The sequence below is a fragment of the Anaerobacillus sp. ABR4_321 genome (genome assembly GCF_056158505.1).
This window is the reverse complement of sequence record NZ_JBSWTK010000001.1, coordinates 787,425-802,118: the sequence shown is the minus strand read 5'-3', so window position 1 is coordinate 802,118 and position 14,694 is coordinate 787,425. Positions and strand designations below refer to the sequence as shown.

The 14,694-nt window shown below is 43.9% G+C and carries 17 protein-coding genes; 8 read left to right on the top strand and 9 right to left on the bottom strand.

Annotated elements, in window-relative coordinates:
* Positions 1-2 precede the first annotated feature (2 nt).
* From pxpB to ACXADT_RS04340, 3 genes are read left to right on the top strand one after another with little or no spacing between them, the layout of a single operon-like run.
* Positions 3-725, top strand: a complete 723-nt coding sequence (gene pxpB, locus ACXADT_RS04350) for a 5-oxoprolinase subunit PxpB (protein WP_474833319.1) — start codon at positions 3-5, stop codon at positions 723-725.
* Positions 722-1,486 (top strand): 5-oxoprolinase subunit PxpA, encoded by a 765-nt coding sequence (locus ACXADT_RS04345; RefSeq protein WP_474833317.1) that lies wholly within the window; start codon positions 722-724, stop codon positions 1,484-1,486. The genes pxpB and ACXADT_RS04345 overlap by 4 nt, the downstream gene beginning before the upstream one ends.
* Positions 1,483-2,409 (top strand): 5-oxoprolinase subunit C family protein, encoded by a 927-nt coding sequence (locus ACXADT_RS04340; RefSeq protein WP_474833316.1) that lies wholly within the window; start codon positions 1,483-1,485, stop codon positions 2,407-2,409. Before ACXADT_RS04345 ends, ACXADT_RS04340 begins: the two co-directional genes overlap by 4 nt.
* Here ACXADT_RS04340 and ACXADT_RS04335 read toward each other — a convergent pair.
* Positions 2,406-2,672, bottom strand: a complete 267-nt coding sequence (locus ACXADT_RS04335; protein ID WP_474833314.1) for a hypothetical protein — start codon at positions 2,670-2,672, stop codon at positions 2,406-2,408. The two genes, ACXADT_RS04340 and ACXADT_RS04335, sit on opposite strands and share 4 nt — an antisense overlap.
* 147 nt (positions 2,673-2,819) lie before the next feature.
* Between ACXADT_RS04335 and ACXADT_RS04330 the strand changes: the two genes are divergently transcribed.
* Positions 2,820-3,329 (top strand): GNAT family N-acetyltransferase, encoded by a 510-nt coding sequence (locus tag ACXADT_RS04330; RefSeq protein ID WP_474833312.1) that lies wholly within the window; start codon positions 2,820-2,822, stop codon positions 3,327-3,329.
* 30 nt (positions 3,330-3,359) lie between these two features.
* Here ACXADT_RS04330 and ACXADT_RS04325 read toward each other — a convergent pair whose 3' ends face one another.
* On the bottom strand, positions 3,360-3,647 hold the full coding sequence (locus ACXADT_RS04325; RefSeq protein WP_270180491.1) for a DUF5327 family protein: 288 nt from the start codon (positions 3,645-3,647) through the stop codon (positions 3,360-3,362).
* A gap of 96 nt (positions 3,648-3,743) precedes the next feature.
* Between ACXADT_RS04325 and ACXADT_RS04320 the strand changes: the two genes are divergently transcribed.
* Complete coding sequence (locus tag ACXADT_RS04320) at positions 3,744-4,292, top strand: beta-class carbonic anhydrase (RefSeq protein ID WP_270180492.1); 549 nt, start codon at positions 3,744-3,746, stop codon at positions 4,290-4,292.
* On the opposite strand, the gene ACXADT_RS04315 is transcribed toward ACXADT_RS04320, so the two are convergent.
* Positions 4,245-5,981: an IS1182 family transposase gene (locus ACXADT_RS04315; RefSeq protein WP_474833311.1), complete on the bottom strand. Its 1,737-nt coding sequence runs from the start codon at positions 5,979-5,981 to the stop codon at positions 4,245-4,247. The two genes, ACXADT_RS04320 and ACXADT_RS04315, sit on opposite strands and share 48 nt — an antisense overlap.
* 172 nt (positions 5,982-6,153) lie before the next feature.
* The gene (locus ACXADT_RS04310; RefSeq protein WP_474833309.1) at positions 6,154-6,678 is read right to left on the bottom strand and encodes a type 1 glutamine amidotransferase domain-containing protein; all 525 of its coding nucleotides are present in this window, start codon (positions 6,676-6,678) and stop codon (positions 6,154-6,156) included.
* A 225-nt stretch (positions 6,679-6,903) separates the two neighbouring features.
* Here ACXADT_RS04310 and ACXADT_RS04305 point away from each other — a divergent pair, with 225 nt between their 5' ends.
* Positions 6,904-7,734, top strand: coding sequence for a TerC family protein (locus ACXADT_RS04305; protein WP_270180494.1), 831 nt, complete (start codon positions 6,904-6,906; stop codon positions 7,732-7,734).
* A gap of 33 nt (positions 7,735-7,767) precedes the next feature.
* On the opposite strand, the gene ACXADT_RS04300 is transcribed toward ACXADT_RS04305, so the two are convergent.
* Complete coding sequence (locus ACXADT_RS04300) at positions 7,768-8,145, bottom strand: DUF1499 domain-containing protein (protein ID WP_474833308.1); 378 nt, start codon at positions 8,143-8,145, stop codon at positions 7,768-7,770.
* A gap of 164 nt (positions 8,146-8,309) precedes the next feature.
* On the opposite strand from ACXADT_RS04300, the gene ACXADT_RS04295 reads away from it, so the two are divergent.
* The gene (locus ACXADT_RS04295) at positions 8,310-8,657 is read left to right on the top strand and encodes a YflT domain-containing protein (protein ID WP_474833307.1); all 348 of its coding nucleotides are present in this window, start codon (positions 8,310-8,312) and stop codon (positions 8,655-8,657) included.
* 168 nt (positions 8,658-8,825) lie between these two features.
* The gene (locus tag ACXADT_RS04290) at positions 8,826-9,017 is read left to right on the top strand and encodes a hypothetical protein (RefSeq protein WP_224884125.1); all 192 of its coding nucleotides are present in this window, start codon (positions 8,826-8,828) and stop codon (positions 9,015-9,017) included.
* Positions 9,018-9,080: 63 nt separating this feature from the next.
* On the opposite strand, the gene fumC is transcribed toward ACXADT_RS04290, so the two are convergent.
* The 4 genes from fumC to ACXADT_RS04270 all read right to left on the bottom strand — a co-directional run bounded on the left by fumC (position 9,081) and on the right by ACXADT_RS04270 (position 14,549).
* Positions 9,081-10,466, bottom strand: coding sequence for a class II fumarate hydratase (gene fumC, locus ACXADT_RS04285; RefSeq protein ID WP_270180497.1), 1,386 nt, complete (start codon positions 10,464-10,466; stop codon positions 9,081-9,083).
* Between the two features lie 505 nt (positions 10,467-10,971).
* Positions 10,972-12,897, bottom strand: coding sequence for a TRAP transporter permease (locus ACXADT_RS04280; protein ID WP_270180643.1), 1,926 nt, complete (start codon positions 12,895-12,897; stop codon positions 10,972-10,974).
* A gap of 76 nt (positions 12,898-12,973) precedes the next feature.
* On the bottom strand, positions 12,974-13,441 hold the full coding sequence (locus ACXADT_RS04275; protein WP_474833305.1) for a DUF1850 domain-containing protein: 468 nt from the start codon (positions 13,439-13,441) through the stop codon (positions 12,974-12,976).
* A 130-nt stretch (positions 13,442-13,571) separates the two neighbouring features.
* A complete protein-coding gene (locus ACXADT_RS04270; protein WP_270180499.1) occupies positions 13,572-14,549 on the bottom strand; it encodes a TAXI family TRAP transporter solute-binding subunit in 978 nt (325 codons plus the stop codon).
* Between the last annotated feature and the right edge of the window lie 145 nt (positions 14,550-14,694).

Sequence of the window (14,694 nt, the reverse complement as noted above, 5' to 3'; positions counted from 1 at the left end):
AAATGAACGTCACCTTACACCCGCTCGGTGAAGCTTGCGTAAAGCTTACGTATCATGAAGAAGTGTCTCATTCCCTCACTAGCCGCATTCAAGCTTTTTGCCGTGAACTTGCGTCTCTTAACATAAAGGGCATTACTGAATGGGTACCAGCGTACGATTCTGTCACCGTTTATTACGAGCCGTGGGTACTGACCTATGAAGAGATAACGGACATATTGGAAGATATCACAGCAGTTGCAACAGAGGCGTCTGAAAGAAAAGTGATCGTCACGATCCCGACCCTTTATGGCGGAGAGCACGGACCAGACCTTGAAGATCTTGCAAATGAAAAAGGAATGTCCCAAGATGACATCATAAAACTACATACAAACGAAGACTATCTTATAAACATGATTGGCTTTTTACCTGGCTTTCCGTATCTAAGCGGACTGAATGAGCGTATTGCAGCGCCTCGTCTTGAATCGCCAAGACAAAAGGTTCCTGCAGGCTCAGTTGGTATTGCTGAAGCACAAACTGGGGTTTACCCAATCGAATCTCCCGGGGGATGGAACATTATCGGCCAGACACCGCTTCGCCTTTTTCAACCTGAAAAAGACGATCCATTCTTACTGAATCAAGGTGACTATCTCAGGTTCCAACCCGTTAGTAAGAAAGAGTTCAATCAAATTTTAGAGCAACTGGAGCAAGGGTCTTATGAAGTTCAGCGCGAGGAGGTTTCTAGATGACGACGATCGACCTTAACTGTGATCTTGGTGAAAGCTTTGGTGCTTATTCCATCGGGCAAGACGAAAAAGTACTCGAGCTCGTTTCGTCAGCAAACGTAGCATGTGGTTTTCATGCGGGCGATCCCCGCATCATGAACCGAACGGTCAAATGGGCAAAAGAACATCACGTTGGGATCGGGGCTCATCCTGGCTTTCCTGACTTAACAGGGTTCGGAAGGAGAAAGATGATCATCACACCTGAAGAAGCCTATACGCTTGTTCTTTATCAGATCGGCGCACTGCATGGGTTTTGCAGTGCGCATGAAGTCGAACTGCAGCACGTGAAACCTCATGGAGCTCTATATAACATGGCATCAAAGGATGCTGAACTTGCGAATGCGATCGCACAAGCTGTGAAAGACTTTGACTCTGAGCTGATCCTGTTTGGACTTGCTAACTCAGAACTGATACAAGCGGCTAAGCTTTCAGGCGTTCGGTATGCTTCAGAAGTGTTTGCTGATCGAACGTATCAGCCAGATGGTACCCTCACTCCACGAACAGAAAAGAATGCGATGATAACAGACGAGCAGGCTGCGATCGACCAGGTGATTTCGATGGTGAAACATGGCATAGTGAGAGCGGTAGATGGCACATCGATTTCGATTGAGGCTGACACCGTATGCGTTCACGGCGATGAACCGTCGGCACTTGCCTTTATCCAGTCACTAAGAAAAAGATTTAAGGCAGAAAATATCCTGATAGAAAGGATCGGAAACCGTTGAAGTTATTTTCAGTAGAAAAACCAGGCGTTTATACAACGTATCAAGATTTAGGAAGAACAGGTTATTTAAAATACGGAGTCCCGGCTTCTGGTGCACTCGACCGCTTCGCCCTTCAAGTAGGGAACATCCTAGTCGGAAACCCACGGAATACAGCAGGACTTGAAATTACGATGCAGGGTCCAGAATTGGTAGCAGAAGTGGATGCAGTAATTAGCATAACAGGTGCCGATTTATCACCAATGATCAACGGTGAACGGATTCAAATGTGGAAGTCTCTCACCATTAAAAAGGGACAGGTACTTGAGTTCGGACGCCCAAGAATCGGGGTTCGTGCCTATTTAACGGTAGACGGTGGGTTTGAAGCAGAAGAGTACATGGGGAGCAAATCGGTTTATGAACCAGCTGGACTAGGCCGTAAGCTAGAAGCTGGGGATGAACTACATGGGAATCCTAAGAAGCAAAAAACAGGAATCGGCCTCTTTCATACCGAGATTCCTGCATATGACCGCGACGCTATCGTTCGCGTTGTAAAAGGACCTCACGATGATAAGCTCAGCCCTGAAGTATTGGAGCAATTTTTTACGAATCGGCATGAGGTGTCCCCGCAATCGAATCGTATGGGATACCGGTTGGTGAGCGACGGTATCAAAACAGATCATGAAGGCGATATACTATCTGACGCTGTGCCGCTTGGCGGCATTCAGCTGCCGGCAAACGGTGAGCCGATCATCCTTTTGGCAGACCGGCAAACAACGGGTGGTTACGTTCGTATCGGTACAGTCATCGGTCCTGACCTTCCATTGATCGCCCAGCTCCCTCCTGGTGGTTCGGTTCGTTTTAAAGAGATCACGGTTGAAGAAGCGCAAGAGATCGCGATCGCTCAGGAACGTGATTTTAGGGTTTGGGAGAAAATCGTTCGCTAAGGATGACCTAAATAACTGTGCAGTTCATCGATGACAAGCTCACCTTGATCGAGCTCTGTCATCTGGAGGCGGTAATGGTCACCCTCCACCTCTGCTTGGAAGTTGTAGAAGCCTTTATTATTTAAATAGTCGCCTACATCTTCTATTTTTTCTTGCTGAGAGAACAAAATTTTATTGCCGATATAATTATCATTCACATATACATTGTAGCTCTGTTCATTTTCTATAAAATCATCCGTTGAATAAGGATGTAGATCCGGCATTCTGTCTCCCTCCTTTCTTTGGGATTACTATCAATTTGTCCCCTCACACGTTTTTTATGTTGGAAATCTTTCACTGACTGAATCACGTTGTGAGGGCTTCAGGACTTGCGTTACTCGTGAAGTAAAGACACATAAGGAGGTGTTGGCATGATTGAATTAAGAGAAGAATTGAAAAGTGATGTAGAGGGAATTGATGACATCGTAAGGAATGCATTTGATGGAGAAGACGAAGTTGCATTAATTCACCGGATTAGGAATTCGCAGCACTATATTCCAGAATTAGCACTGATCGCGCTTCATAATCGAACGACTCCGGTTGGGCACATTCTATTAAGTGAGATCGAAATCGAAGCAGAAGATACCATCACATCCCTTGCTCTTGCGCCAGTCTCTGTCTCTCCTCCCTTTCAAAATGAGGGAATCGGAACGTTCATGATCAATGAAAGCCTCAAGCGAGCGACTGCCCTTGGCTATCGCCATGTCATTGTTCTTGGACACAGCGCTTATTATTCAAAGTTTGGTTTTATACCGGCTTCTGAGAAAGGGATAACTGGTCCGTTTAAAGAGGCAGGAGATTCCTTCATGGTAAAAGAACTTAAGAAAGATGCGTTGCCTAAAGAAGGACACGTACATTACCCAGCGGCATTCGGTATATAAAAAAACGTATGTCACTTTGGACATACGCGTTTAGAAATCAAAGATTGAATCTTCATTTGCATCATCATCCTGCATCGGCTTTGATGGAGATTGGATGGGCTGCACTGGAGCCGTGTAAGCTGGTTTCTTTGGAGAAGGGGTAGGCGCTTCTTTCATACCATTTGACGCCTGTAAAAGCATCTCGCAGTATGTTTTAATCGCGATAAGATCTTCACGGATTCCATTGACATCGGCATCATTTTCTTCAACATTATAAGTAAGCTGTTTCATTTTGCTATTCATCTGTTGAACAAGTTGTTCAATAGGGATATCCTTCATATATGCATACTCCTTTTTCATTAGGAAGGGATTCTTGCTTTAAGTGTACCAGAAACAAAAAGGAAATAAAAAATCAACGTAGGAGGAATTTATTTCATGGAAACATTAAGTGACATTCTAGAATTCAATAAGAAATTTGTTGAGAACAAGGATTATGAACCTTACATAACGTCAGGTCTTCCTGATAAGAGAATGGTGATCCTTTCTTGCATGGATACTCGTTTAGTCGAGCTGCTTCCTCGTGCGATGAACTTAAAGAATGGCGATGTGAAGATGGTTAAGAATGCAGGAGCTTATGTAACAGATCCACTTGATAGCGTTGTTCGCTCCATCCTAATCGGTGTGTACGAACTTCAAGCTGATGCTGTTCTTGTCATCGGTCATCATGACTGCGGCATGGGTAAAGTTGATCCTGCAAAACTTCGCGATAAAATGGCGAGCAACGTTTCAAAAGAAGTGGTTTCAACACTTGAGCATGCAGGCATCGATGTAGAAAATTGGCTTCAAGGTTTTTCAACTGTTCAAGATGGCGTTCGCCAAAGTGTGGAAACGATCAAAAACCACCCTCTATTGCCAGAAGGCACGCCCGTTCACGGTTTAGTGATCGATCCAAAGACTGGAAAGCTTGATCTTGTAGAAAAATAAAAGTAAGAAAGAGGCTGGGACATAACTAGCCTGAAATAACGAAAAAAAGGTTCCGTTCATCGTTTTGTGATGAACGGAACCTTTTTTGGTTGATTCTTTCCAAAAATATTGGGTTACTCTGCACTCATGGCGGTGTACCTTTCTTAAGTTTACCGCCATGAGCGCAAATCCTATTTCATTTTTGACATTCTCTTTCCCTCTTAGGGACATCCTATTGAAACCCAAAATAGCCTTCAGATAGCCAAAAACTGGTTCCACATCAACTTTTCGTTGACCGTAGAGTTCCCCTGTTTTTTCGTCCGAAAGCAGCTCTTTTACCTTATTCTTTTGTTGTTCCCACTTAGTATTGTAATAGATTCTCCGATTCGTGCCTTCTTTGGTCTTTGTACATTGTTGACGCAAGGGACAACCGGTACAATCTTCGCATACATAAACGTTAAATTCTCGTTTGAAGCCACTCCGGTCAGTGCGATGAGAGACGTAACGGAACGGCAACGCTTTTCCATTTGGGCATATGAATAAATCTTCTTCTTCATTGTAGTCCCAGTTGGATACGCGAAACGTATCTTTCCTAACGCTCTTCTTTTTCTCTTTGCGATAGGTATTGTACGTGATGAGAGGGATTCGCTTCCGATTTTCAAGGACATCGATGTAGTTTTCTTCGCTTCCATAACCGGCATCCGCAACGATATACGTTGGAAGTTCAAAGAAATCATTCTCCACGCGATCTAGAAAGGGACGAAATGTGCGCGTGTCCGTTGGGTTCGGGAAGATATCGTAAGCGAGCGTATATTGCCCCTCCGTCGCAACCTGGAGATTGTAACCGGCTTTGAGTTGCCCATTTCTCATGTAATCATCTTTCATGCGCATGAACGTGGCATCGTGATCGGTCTTTGAATAACTGTTCCGTTCTTTGAAGATGGTCATATCGTTTTCATATTTTGTTTTGCGCAATACGAAATCCTTCATTTGTTTAAGGAATTGCTTTGGTCCTTTTCGCTCTGAACGAAGCTTTTTTCGTTCGGTTATATCGGCACTGGATTCAATCTTTTCGTTATATTCTTCGACTTTTTCTTCTAGCTTTTCTTCTATTTTAGAAAGTTCTTTGATGGAAAGTTGTTCTGGATTTTCTCGTTCGATTTCGGGAATGACTTCGTTTTCGATCAACTCATCGTACATCGCATTCGACTTTTTGATCAGACTCTCGCTGTACCTTTCAACAGCCTTGCGCCACACAAATGTAAACTTATTGGCATTCGCTTCGATTTTTGTACCATCAATAAAGATCGCTTCATGATCAATAAGGTCTTTTTGAACGAGCTGACAACGAAACTGCACGAAACACTGACGAAGAAGTTCTTTGACTTCGGGGTGGACACGAAACCGATTGATTGTGCGGTAACTGGGTTCATACCCTTGCGCCAACCACATCATCCGAACACTATCTTTGAGGAGGCCTTCGATCTTTCTTCCTGAAAAAGCCGATTGCGTGTACGCACACAAAATGACTTTCATCATCATGCGAGGATGATAAGCTGGACATCCTGTATCACGCAAGAATCCAGTAAAAGCTTCATCTGGAATCTGTTCGACCAACTCATGGACGGAATAGGCGATATCATTTTCTTGTAATTTCATTTCTAAATCCAGGGGCAAAATCACTTGATTCATGTTATAATCTTTAAACATAAGGGCACCTCCGATGGTTATTGTGTGGTAACTCTAATTTTATCAGAGGCTGTCCTTATATTAATGTTAAATTAAGATGAAAAAATAGAAAGAGTGGCCCCTCGGACAATTTTATTGTCCGAGGGGCCACTCTTATTTTAATTTACTGGGTTTTGTCCCAGCCTCTTTTTTCTTATTGCGATGCAAGAAGATCTGCGAACGCCTTCCCATAAGGTGGTAGATCTGGCGGACGTCTTGCGGATACAAGATGGCCATCGACGACAACAGGTTCGTCGATCCATGTTGCTCCTGCATTCTCCATGTCGTCACGGATGCCCGGAGTACTCGTCACTTTCTTCCCTTCGAGGATACGTGCAGAAATCAGCACCCATCCTGCGTGACAGATCTGACCGATCGGCTTTTTGTTCTCTTCCATATGCTGCACCATCTTCAACACCTCAGGAAAGCGGCGAATCTTGTCCGGTGCCCATCCACCGGGTACAAGGATGGCGTCATAATCTGAAGGGTCGATGTCGCTGTATGCATAGTCAGATACAACGGGAACCCCATACTTTCCAACATACTTCTCTCCAGCTTTTTCACCTACATAATGAACAGTTGCACCTTCCTCGATCAATCTGTAGTAAGGATACGTTAGCTCAAGGTCTTCAAATTCATGATGTACGAGACTGATTACTTTTTTATTCGATAATCGCATGCTTTCACCTCCACCTTAACGATATACCATTTTGTGCTCATTTCAAAACGACGGGTTTCTTGAAACCTTTTGAGGGTATTAAAAACGTAATGTAACCATTCCCTCGGTGTGTATTTTTTCCCATAGTCTGAACATACCTTTCAACATATGACTTTGGGATAAACAGCGGCCATAGTAAGGTCTTAAAAATTGGGGAGACTAATTAGTACTAAAGGAGAGATCGTCATGGATGCTGGACTAATACTTGAATACGCATGGGTGCTTCTTGTCTTGATTGGGCTCGAAGGCATACTTGCAGCAGATAACGCGCTTGTTATGGCAATCATGGTCAAGCATCTTGAACCAAATAAGCGTAAAAAAGCGCTTTTCTATGGTCTAGGCGGTGCCTTCGTTTTCCGCTTTGGTTCACTCTTCATCATTTCCTTCTTAGTTGATATTTGGCAAGTGCAGGCGATTGGTGCACTTTATCTGTTATTCCTTAGCATCAATCACCTCGTGAAGAAATTCTTACTAAGCGATGATAAGAAGAAAACAAAGAAAGAAGATAAACCGAACAACGAAGGGTCAGGATTCTGGACGACGGTACTTAAGGTAGAGCTAGCTGATATTGCGTTTGCAGTCGATTCCATTCTTGCTGCAGTAGCGCTTGCACTCACTCTTCCCACCACAAACTTTCCAAAAGTTGGTGGGTTAGATGGTGCTCAATTTGCAGTTATTCTTACCGGTGGAATTATCGGACTGATCATCATGCGATTCGCAGCAAATTATTTCGTTAAGCTTCTCCACCGTAAACCAGGACTTGAAACAGCTGCGTTCATCATCGTAGGTTGGGTCGGTGTAAAGTTAGCGATCTATACGCTCGCTCACCCGAGCCTCGCTATTCTTGAAGAATCCTTCCCGAAAGAACCAGCATGGAAAATCACGTTCTGGGGCGTCCTCGTCGCGATTGCTCTTGGAGGATGGTTCCTCTCTTCTGAGCGTGATGAGAGTGAACGTGAAGACGAAAACGAAGATACCTTAGAAGAAGAAAGTGAAAAAGCGAAAGACTTTTCATAAAAAACAGGTGCCACGCTGGCACCTGTTTCCTGTTTAACTTAAAAACGCTTCTCTAATTTCTTCCATTCTCTTTTTGTTCACGCCCATGTCTGAATAGCCCATACGTGATGCGGAACGAAAATGCACGGTTTTTGATGTTTCATCAAGGTAAAATTCAATATCATCAACAAACTTAAAAAGCTTCGATTTTTCTTCAGCTCTTATGTAGTTTGCTTCTTCTTTTACGACTTTCGTACGTTTTCTGTTTTGTAAAATGCTTTTCAGTTTAGCTAGCGCTTCTCCTTCTGTCACGCTGTATGAAAATGATTCCATCTTATTCTTTTCATCTTCGCTCTGAGTTGAAACACAGTTTGGTTTATTCGGACAAGGTGCTAACTTGCCATCTCTTGCACCTAATTGTTCTTCGCTCATCGGTTTCGCCTCCTTTTTTACCGTTCTTCTTTGTTATACCCTTTTACGGCTCGTTATGCACTTATTGTAACCAATTCACGAGCTCAACTCTCAATCTTATGTTTATTTCTTCAGCAGAGCGTCTATATTACCTATGAATTCAGATATCCAAGGAGGCATTGACCATGAGTAGACCATTAGTCCGTGAATACCAGAACGATGAAAAGCTAAAGGCTGACATTGAAGAGCTAAGCAACATCGGAATTTCAAAGGATGATATCTACGTCCTCTCTCACGACGATGATCGTACAGAGCGCGTTGCAGACGGTGTAGATGCCAACACGATCGACAGAAAAGAAATGGGTCTGAAAAGCCTTAAGAACGTATTCAGTAGAAAAGGCGACGAACTACGTAACAAGATGGAAGAGATCGGCTTCTCTGAAGAAGAAGCGGAACGGTATGAATCAGAAATGGATAAAGGAAAAATCTTTATGTTCGTAACGGATACGGATAAAGTAGCGCAGTGGAAATAGAGATCAAAAGGAGTTTGGCTCGTGCCAAGCTCCTTCTTTTAATGGAAGCATGCGCCTGTCCACAAAAAATATTTATGAATAAATAGGACAGTTAGGGTCTGCCAACTGCTTATTCTGCATATATTTGTATGGCAATAAAAAATTCTTCTTTCAAAGGGAGTGCTGATTATGTTGGATCGTACATTGCTTTTCGTAGCTGCTATGATTGCTGGTTTTGCAATGCTTCGATTATCTGAGGCTGATTCTTTCCTTTCAAGTCTCAACCCGGTATTCGAAGTGGTTGGATACTTAGCGGCGCTGCTATTTGCACTTGTGTTGATCTACAAAGGCATCAGGGCTGTTCTTCCGTCAAAATCGTAAGCGCTTACCTACTCTTGAAAGAAAGAAAAAAAGCGGGGTTCCAAGCCCCCGCTTTTTTCATGCTTATTTAGGTGAAATCATTTCTTCAGGTCGTACGATATCATCGAACTGCTCAGCTGTCAGATGACCACTTTCAAGTGCAGCTTCACGAAGTGTCGTACCATCCTGGTGAGCCTTCTTCGCAATACTCGCTGCATTCTCATATCCGATATGAGGGTTCAGTGCCGTAACGAGCATCAGTGAGTTCTTTAAGTATTCACCTATCACTTCTTCGTTCGGTTCGATACCGACCGCGCATTTGTCGTTGAAAGACTTCATGCCGTCTGCAAGCAGTCTTGCAGATTGAAGGAAGTTATAGATGATAACGGGTTTGAAGACGTTTAGCTCAAAGTTTCCTTGGCTTGCAGAGAAACCGATCGTCGCATCGTTCCCCATCACTTGAGCTGCTACCATCGTAAGAGCTTCACTTTGTGTTGGATTCACTTTACCAGGCATGATCGAGCTTCCTGGCTCATTTGCTGGAATCGTTACTTCGCCGATGCCACAGCGTGGACCACTTGCTAGCCAGCGCACATCGTTTGCAATCTTCATCAGATCCGCCGCTAGTGCTTTCAGTGAGCCGTGTACATGAACGATTTCGTCATGACTCGTAAGTGCATGGAATTTGTTAAGCGCAGAACTGAACGTACGATCAGTCATCTTGCTGATTTCTTCTGCAACCATGTCACCGAAATCAGGATGAGCGTTAAGGCCAGTACCGACTGCAGTTCCACCGATCGCAAGTTCCTTCATGTACTTCACGCTTTCAAGAAGCATGTTTTCACATTTCACAAGCATGCGATGCCAGCCACTGATTTCCTGTCCAAGCGTAAGAGGCGTTGCATCCTGTAAATGCGTACGACCGATCTTGATGATGTGATCGAAATCTTGCATCTTCTGATAAAGCGTTTCTTTTAATTCAATCAGATTTGGATAAAGGTGATCTTCGACTGCCAAAACAGCTGCTACATGAAGCGCCGTTGGGAATGTATCGTTCGAGGATTGTGATTTGTTCACATCATCGTTCGGGTGAACTGTCGCGTCACTACCTTGTTCTTTCAATATTTCATTCGCACGGAATGCGATGACTTCATTCATGTTCATATTCGATTGTGTGCCGCTTCCTGTTTGCCAGACAACTAGCGGGAAGTGCTCGTTATGTTCTCCATTGATCACTTCGTTTGCAGCTTGTACGATCGCATCGGCTTTTACATCTTCAAGCTTTCCTAGACGCTGATTCGCTAGTGCTGCACCTTTTTTAAGGATAGCGAATGCTTTCACAACCTCGATCGGCATTTGTTCGTTACCGATTTTGAAGTTTTCTTTGCTTCGTTGCGTTTGTGCACCCCACATTTTGTCTGCTGGTACTTTTATTTCTCCGATTGTGTCGCGTTCAATTCTATAATCCATTGTGATCCTCCTTTAAGTAAAAGACTAACAAGATTCACTTCCATAAAAAGAAGGCTAAACCTTCTCACTTTTTTATGACGACGCTTTCATCATATCATATTTTTACGAAGGTATCGTTACAATTTACATACAAAAAAAGATGTCGAGAAAGTCTTAAGAACCTTGGTGCTGATGGATTTGCGCTCCAGGATACTCGCTTTCCGCGGGGCGGGCGGTGTGCCTCCTCGGCGCTCTGACGCGCGCCTGTGGGGTCACACCTGTCCCGCTAGTCCCGCAGGAGTCGAGCATCCCTCCGCTCCAATCAACGGTAATTTACTGTTTCAATTGTGAAAAAACCATTAATAAAAAGGTAGACAATTATTGTAGATAACACCTTCTAAATGACTTTAACTTTGTGTCATAGTGCTTTGTTTAACATAGAATCTTTAGATTCCGATCCATATGAAAGACAATACCAAACACTTTTTCACATAAAAAAGCCGCTCAAAATGAGCGGCTTTTCAAATTACGCGTTCGCAACTTGCTTTTTATCTTGGTCGTCTCGTTTGATTACAAATTGTAGAACGAGTAGTGCGATGAAGAGACCTAGGCCGTAAAGGTCTGTAGATCCTTCAGGGTAGATCAGCATAATACCAGCAGCTACGCCAGCGATACGTTCGATGGCATGCGTTCTTCTGTACCAGTACCCGATCATACCTGCACCGATACTGATCATACCAGTTAGTGATGTGAACAGTACCCACAGAAGTTCTTGCCACGTTGTATCGATCATCATGAGCTCCGGCGATAGCACGAAAATGTATGGAATGATAAACGCGGCGATGGCGAGTTTGGCTGAATTGACCCCGGTTCGGAGCGGCTCACCCCCAGATACACCAGCTGCAGCAAAGGCCGCAAGTGCTACTGGTGGCGTAATATCAGCTACGATACCAAAGTAGAATACAAACATATGAGCAGATAGTTCAGGCACAGATAGCACAATTAGTGCTGGTGCCGCTATCGTTGAGGTAATAACATAGTTCGCTGTTGTCGGTGATCCCATCCCAAGGATGAGTGATGCGATCATCGTAAAGAACAGCGTGAGCAATATGTTTTCACCAGATAGTGAAACTAGGCTGTTTGCAAGCTTCAACCCAAGTCCTGTTAACGTTACAACACCGACGATCATACCTGCGGCTGCCGTTGCAGCTGCTACACCGAGTGCGGTACGTGCACCGTTTGCTAGCGCGTCGATGAAGTCACCGATTCCCATTCTCGTTTCTTTGTTGATCGCACCAACAATGATTGACGTTAAAATCGCATAAAGCGCGGCTCTTGTAACAGACGTACCTGACATCAAGAAGAAAATAACAGCTGCGATTGGAAGCAGTAGGTAGATTTTCATCAATACTTGCTTACGATCTGGCATTTCATCTTCTGTAAGACCACGTAGTCCGATACGCTTCGCTTCAAAGTGGGTCATGATCCAAATTCCTGTAAAATAAAGAGCTGCTGGGATTGCTGCTGCTTTTGCAATTTCCCAGTACGTGATGCCCCCTCCAATGAATTCGACCATTAGGAAGGCTGCGGCACCCATGATCGGTGGCATGAGCTGTCCACCAGTCGAAGCGGCCGCTTCAACACCACCAGCGAATTCCTTTTTGTAACCGAGACGTTTCATCATCGGAATTGTGAAGGAACCTGATGTCACAACGTTCGCAACCGAGCTTCCACTGATCGTTCCCTGTAGTGCACTAGAGAAGATCGCAACTTTTGCAGGTCCACCGACTCTTTTTCCTGCAATCACGAGCGCAAGGTCATTGAAGTACTGCCCCACGCCAGTTTTGACGAGAAAAGCTCCGAATAGGAGGAAGAGGAAGATGAACGTTGCCGAAACGCCTAGTGGCGTTCCGAGTATCCCCTCTGTTGTAAAATACATCGAGCGGATAATACGATCGATGCTCAGTCCTCTATGCTGTAAGAACCCAGGCATATATGGTCCTAAATAAGCATAAAGAAGGAAGATCGATGTAATGATGGTGATTGGCAGTCCCACGACACGTCTCGTTGCCTCAAGGACGAGAACGATTGCTAAAAATCCAACGATTAAATCAAGCGTCGTCAAACGACCAACACGAAAAACAAGTTCTTCGAAATTGAGCGGCCAGTACATACCGACATAAACACCGACGAGCGCAAGCAGTCCATCATACCAGGCTACTTGAAACCTTCTTTTCTTATCCTTAAGACGCTTCTTTGAAGCAGGAAACAATAAGAAGATCAGACCAAGTGCAAAAGCTAAGTGGATGGAACGCTGCAGTTGAGCGGTAAAAACTCCAAATATTGCAGTATACAATTGGAATACAGAGAATCCAACGAGTCCAATAACTGAAATCCACCCTAGAACGCCGGTAAGCGTACGGTGTCCTGCTTCTGGGTCGAATTTCGCCATTAAGTCCCTGGATTGTTCTTCTGTAAATTCTTCGTTTTCTTCACGATCTATTGGTTTATCTTTTTCTTTGTCTTTGTCACTCAAGCAAATTAACTCCTTTCATCCACTTCCACAAACTTATTGTTCCCGATTCCATGTGAAGCCATGAGCCAGGTTCAATAACCTTGCTAAGCTTCACTTCTTGATCTTCCACAAGAAGCGTATGATCTGCTACGACCTTACCCGTACGCAAGTCGATCGAAGGAAGTTCACGATTCATGTCTTTAATTTTGTAACCCTCTTCGTCTTGAATAAACCGCTCTCCTTCACCCGCATTCGCCGGCATTCCAACTGCAAAGTTTTCATATGAAAGTTCATATTGAACAATCGTACCGTCCTCTGAAATGTAGTAAGACTCTAAGACGGGTGTGCGGTGTACAGAGTGCGTGTAGCGGATATCAAAATCTTCCGGGGCAGAATCGATCGGAACATAAGCTAGAAACTTACCTGTCTTTCCATTCTCAAGGCCCATCACGGTAAAAAAGGGGTACGTAAAAACAACCATAATCAGAACGATCGCCAAGCCTGTGTGAAACAGAAACTGTCTGGTTGAGGTTGATAGTATCATTGTAAGAAGACGCAGGCTGCTAGCAGCCTGCGTCCATCACATCCTTTTTTATAGATTATAAAGAAGCTTACTCGCTTTTGACTCCTTTTTCATCAAAATACTTCTTTGCACCTGGGTGAAGATCGATTCCTACACCGTTAAGTGCACTATCAGCTGTGATGAATTCACCTTTAGCATGTGTAATTTTATCTGCATTGTCGAAAATAGCTTTCGTCATGTTGTAAACATACTCTTCATCAAGGTCAGAACGAGCAACAAGCATTGCAAGTACTGCAACAGTCGTTGTATCTTCTTCAAGTCCATAAGTACCGCTCTTGATTGTGTCTTCTGCATAATAAGGGTACTTCTCGATCAACTTATCGATCATTTCTTGCTCGATCGGTAGTACGTTAACAGGTTTCACTGCAGACAACCCTTCTACTGCACCAGTTGGCGTTCCAGAAGTAATGAATGCTGCATCGATGTTACCATCTTGGATTCCTTCAGTAGACTCATCGAATGCAAGGTGCTGTGCATCGATGTCGTCCATCGTGATGCCATGAACTTCAAGAACTTGCTCAGCGTTTGCATATGTTCCACTTCCAGGTGCTCCAACAGAAACCTTCTTACCTTTAAGATCTTCGATTGAAGCGATTCCACTTTCCTTCAGTGTTACAACTTGAATCGTTTCAGGATAAAGCGTTCCGATAGCTTGTACATTATCAACTTTTCCATCTTCAAACATAAGCTCGCCCTTTGTCGCATAAGCAGCGATGTCTGTTTGAGTGAACGCAACATCTGCATCTCCGCTCTGAAGTGTCTGCATGTTTTCTACAGATGCACCTGAAGACTGTGCGTTAGCACTTTCAATGTCTGTGTTGTCTTGGATAGATGTGGCGATTTCTCCACCAAGCGGGAAGTATGTACCACCAGTACCACCAGTTAGTAGGCTTAATTCTTTAGGCGATCCACTAGCTCCATCGCCACCTCCAGATCCACATGCTCCAAGAATCATGGAGATCGATAATAATGCTACGAACAAACTGAATACTTTTTTCTTCGCCATTCATTTGTCCCCCTTTTGAAATTTTAGACACATTCCGAAAATAATTGTAACACATTTCTTTTGATTTTAATACAGTAAGGTGGTACAGAAGCCTTATATTCTACTGTTGTAAAACACTGGAAGCGCTTTATGATAGACTTTTTTG

What these genes read in the sequence shown, in the direction of transcription:
- pxpB (WP_474833319.1), top strand. Translation starts at nt 3, where the DNA reads ATGAACGTCACCTTACACCCGCTCGGTGAAGCTTGCGTAAAGCTTACG.
- ACXADT_RS04345 (WP_474833317.1), top strand. Translation starts at nt 722, where the DNA reads ATGACGACGATCGACCTTAACTGTGATCTTGGTGAAAGCTTTGGTGCT.
- ACXADT_RS04335 (WP_474833314.1), bottom strand. Translation starts at nt 2,672, where the DNA reads ATGCCGGATCTACATCCTTATTCAACGGATGATTTTATAGAAAATGAA.
- ACXADT_RS04330 (WP_474833312.1), top strand. Translation starts at nt 2,820, where the DNA reads ATGATTGAATTAAGAGAAGAATTGAAAAGTGATGTAGAGGGAATTGAT.
- ACXADT_RS04325 (WP_270180491.1), bottom strand. Translation starts at nt 3,647, where the DNA reads ATGAAGGATATCCCTATTGAACAACTTGTTCAACAGATGAATAGCAAA.
- ACXADT_RS04320 (WP_270180492.1), top strand. Translation starts at nt 3,744, where the DNA reads ATGGAAACATTAAGTGACATTCTAGAATTCAATAAGAAATTTGTTGAG.
- ACXADT_RS04315 (WP_474833311.1), bottom strand. Translation starts at nt 5,981, where the DNA reads ATGTTTAAAGATTATAACATGAATCAAGTGATTTTGCCCCTGGATTTA.
- ACXADT_RS04310 (WP_474833309.1), bottom strand. Translation starts at nt 6,678, where the DNA reads ATGCGATTATCGAATAAAAAAGTAATCAGTCTCGTACATCATGAATTT.
- ACXADT_RS04305 (WP_270180494.1), top strand. Translation starts at nt 6,904, where the DNA reads ATGGATGCTGGACTAATACTTGAATACGCATGGGTGCTTCTTGTCTTG.
- ACXADT_RS04300 (WP_474833308.1), bottom strand. Translation starts at nt 8,145, where the DNA reads ATGAGCGAAGAACAATTAGGTGCAAGAGATGGCAAGTTAGCACCTTGT.
- ACXADT_RS04295 (WP_474833307.1), top strand. Translation starts at nt 8,310, where the DNA reads ATGAGTAGACCATTAGTCCGTGAATACCAGAACGATGAAAAGCTAAAG.
- ACXADT_RS04290 (WP_224884125.1), top strand. Translation starts at nt 8,826, where the DNA reads ATGTTGGATCGTACATTGCTTTTCGTAGCTGCTATGATTGCTGGTTTT.
- fumC (WP_270180497.1), bottom strand. Translation starts at nt 10,466, where the DNA reads ATGGATTATAGAATTGAACGCGACACAATCGGAGAAATAAAAGTACCA.
- ACXADT_RS04280 (WP_270180643.1), bottom strand. Translation starts at nt 12,897, where the DNA reads ATGGCGAAATTCGACCCAGAAGCAGGACACCGTACGCTTACCGGCGTT.
- ACXADT_RS04275 (WP_474833305.1), bottom strand. Translation starts at nt 13,441, where the DNA reads ATGGTTGTTTTTACGTACCCCTTTTTTACCGTGATGGGCCTTGAGAAT.
- ACXADT_RS04270 (WP_270180499.1), bottom strand. Translation starts at nt 14,549, where the DNA reads ATGGCGAAGAAAAAAGTATTCAGTTTGTTCGTAGCATTATTATCGATC.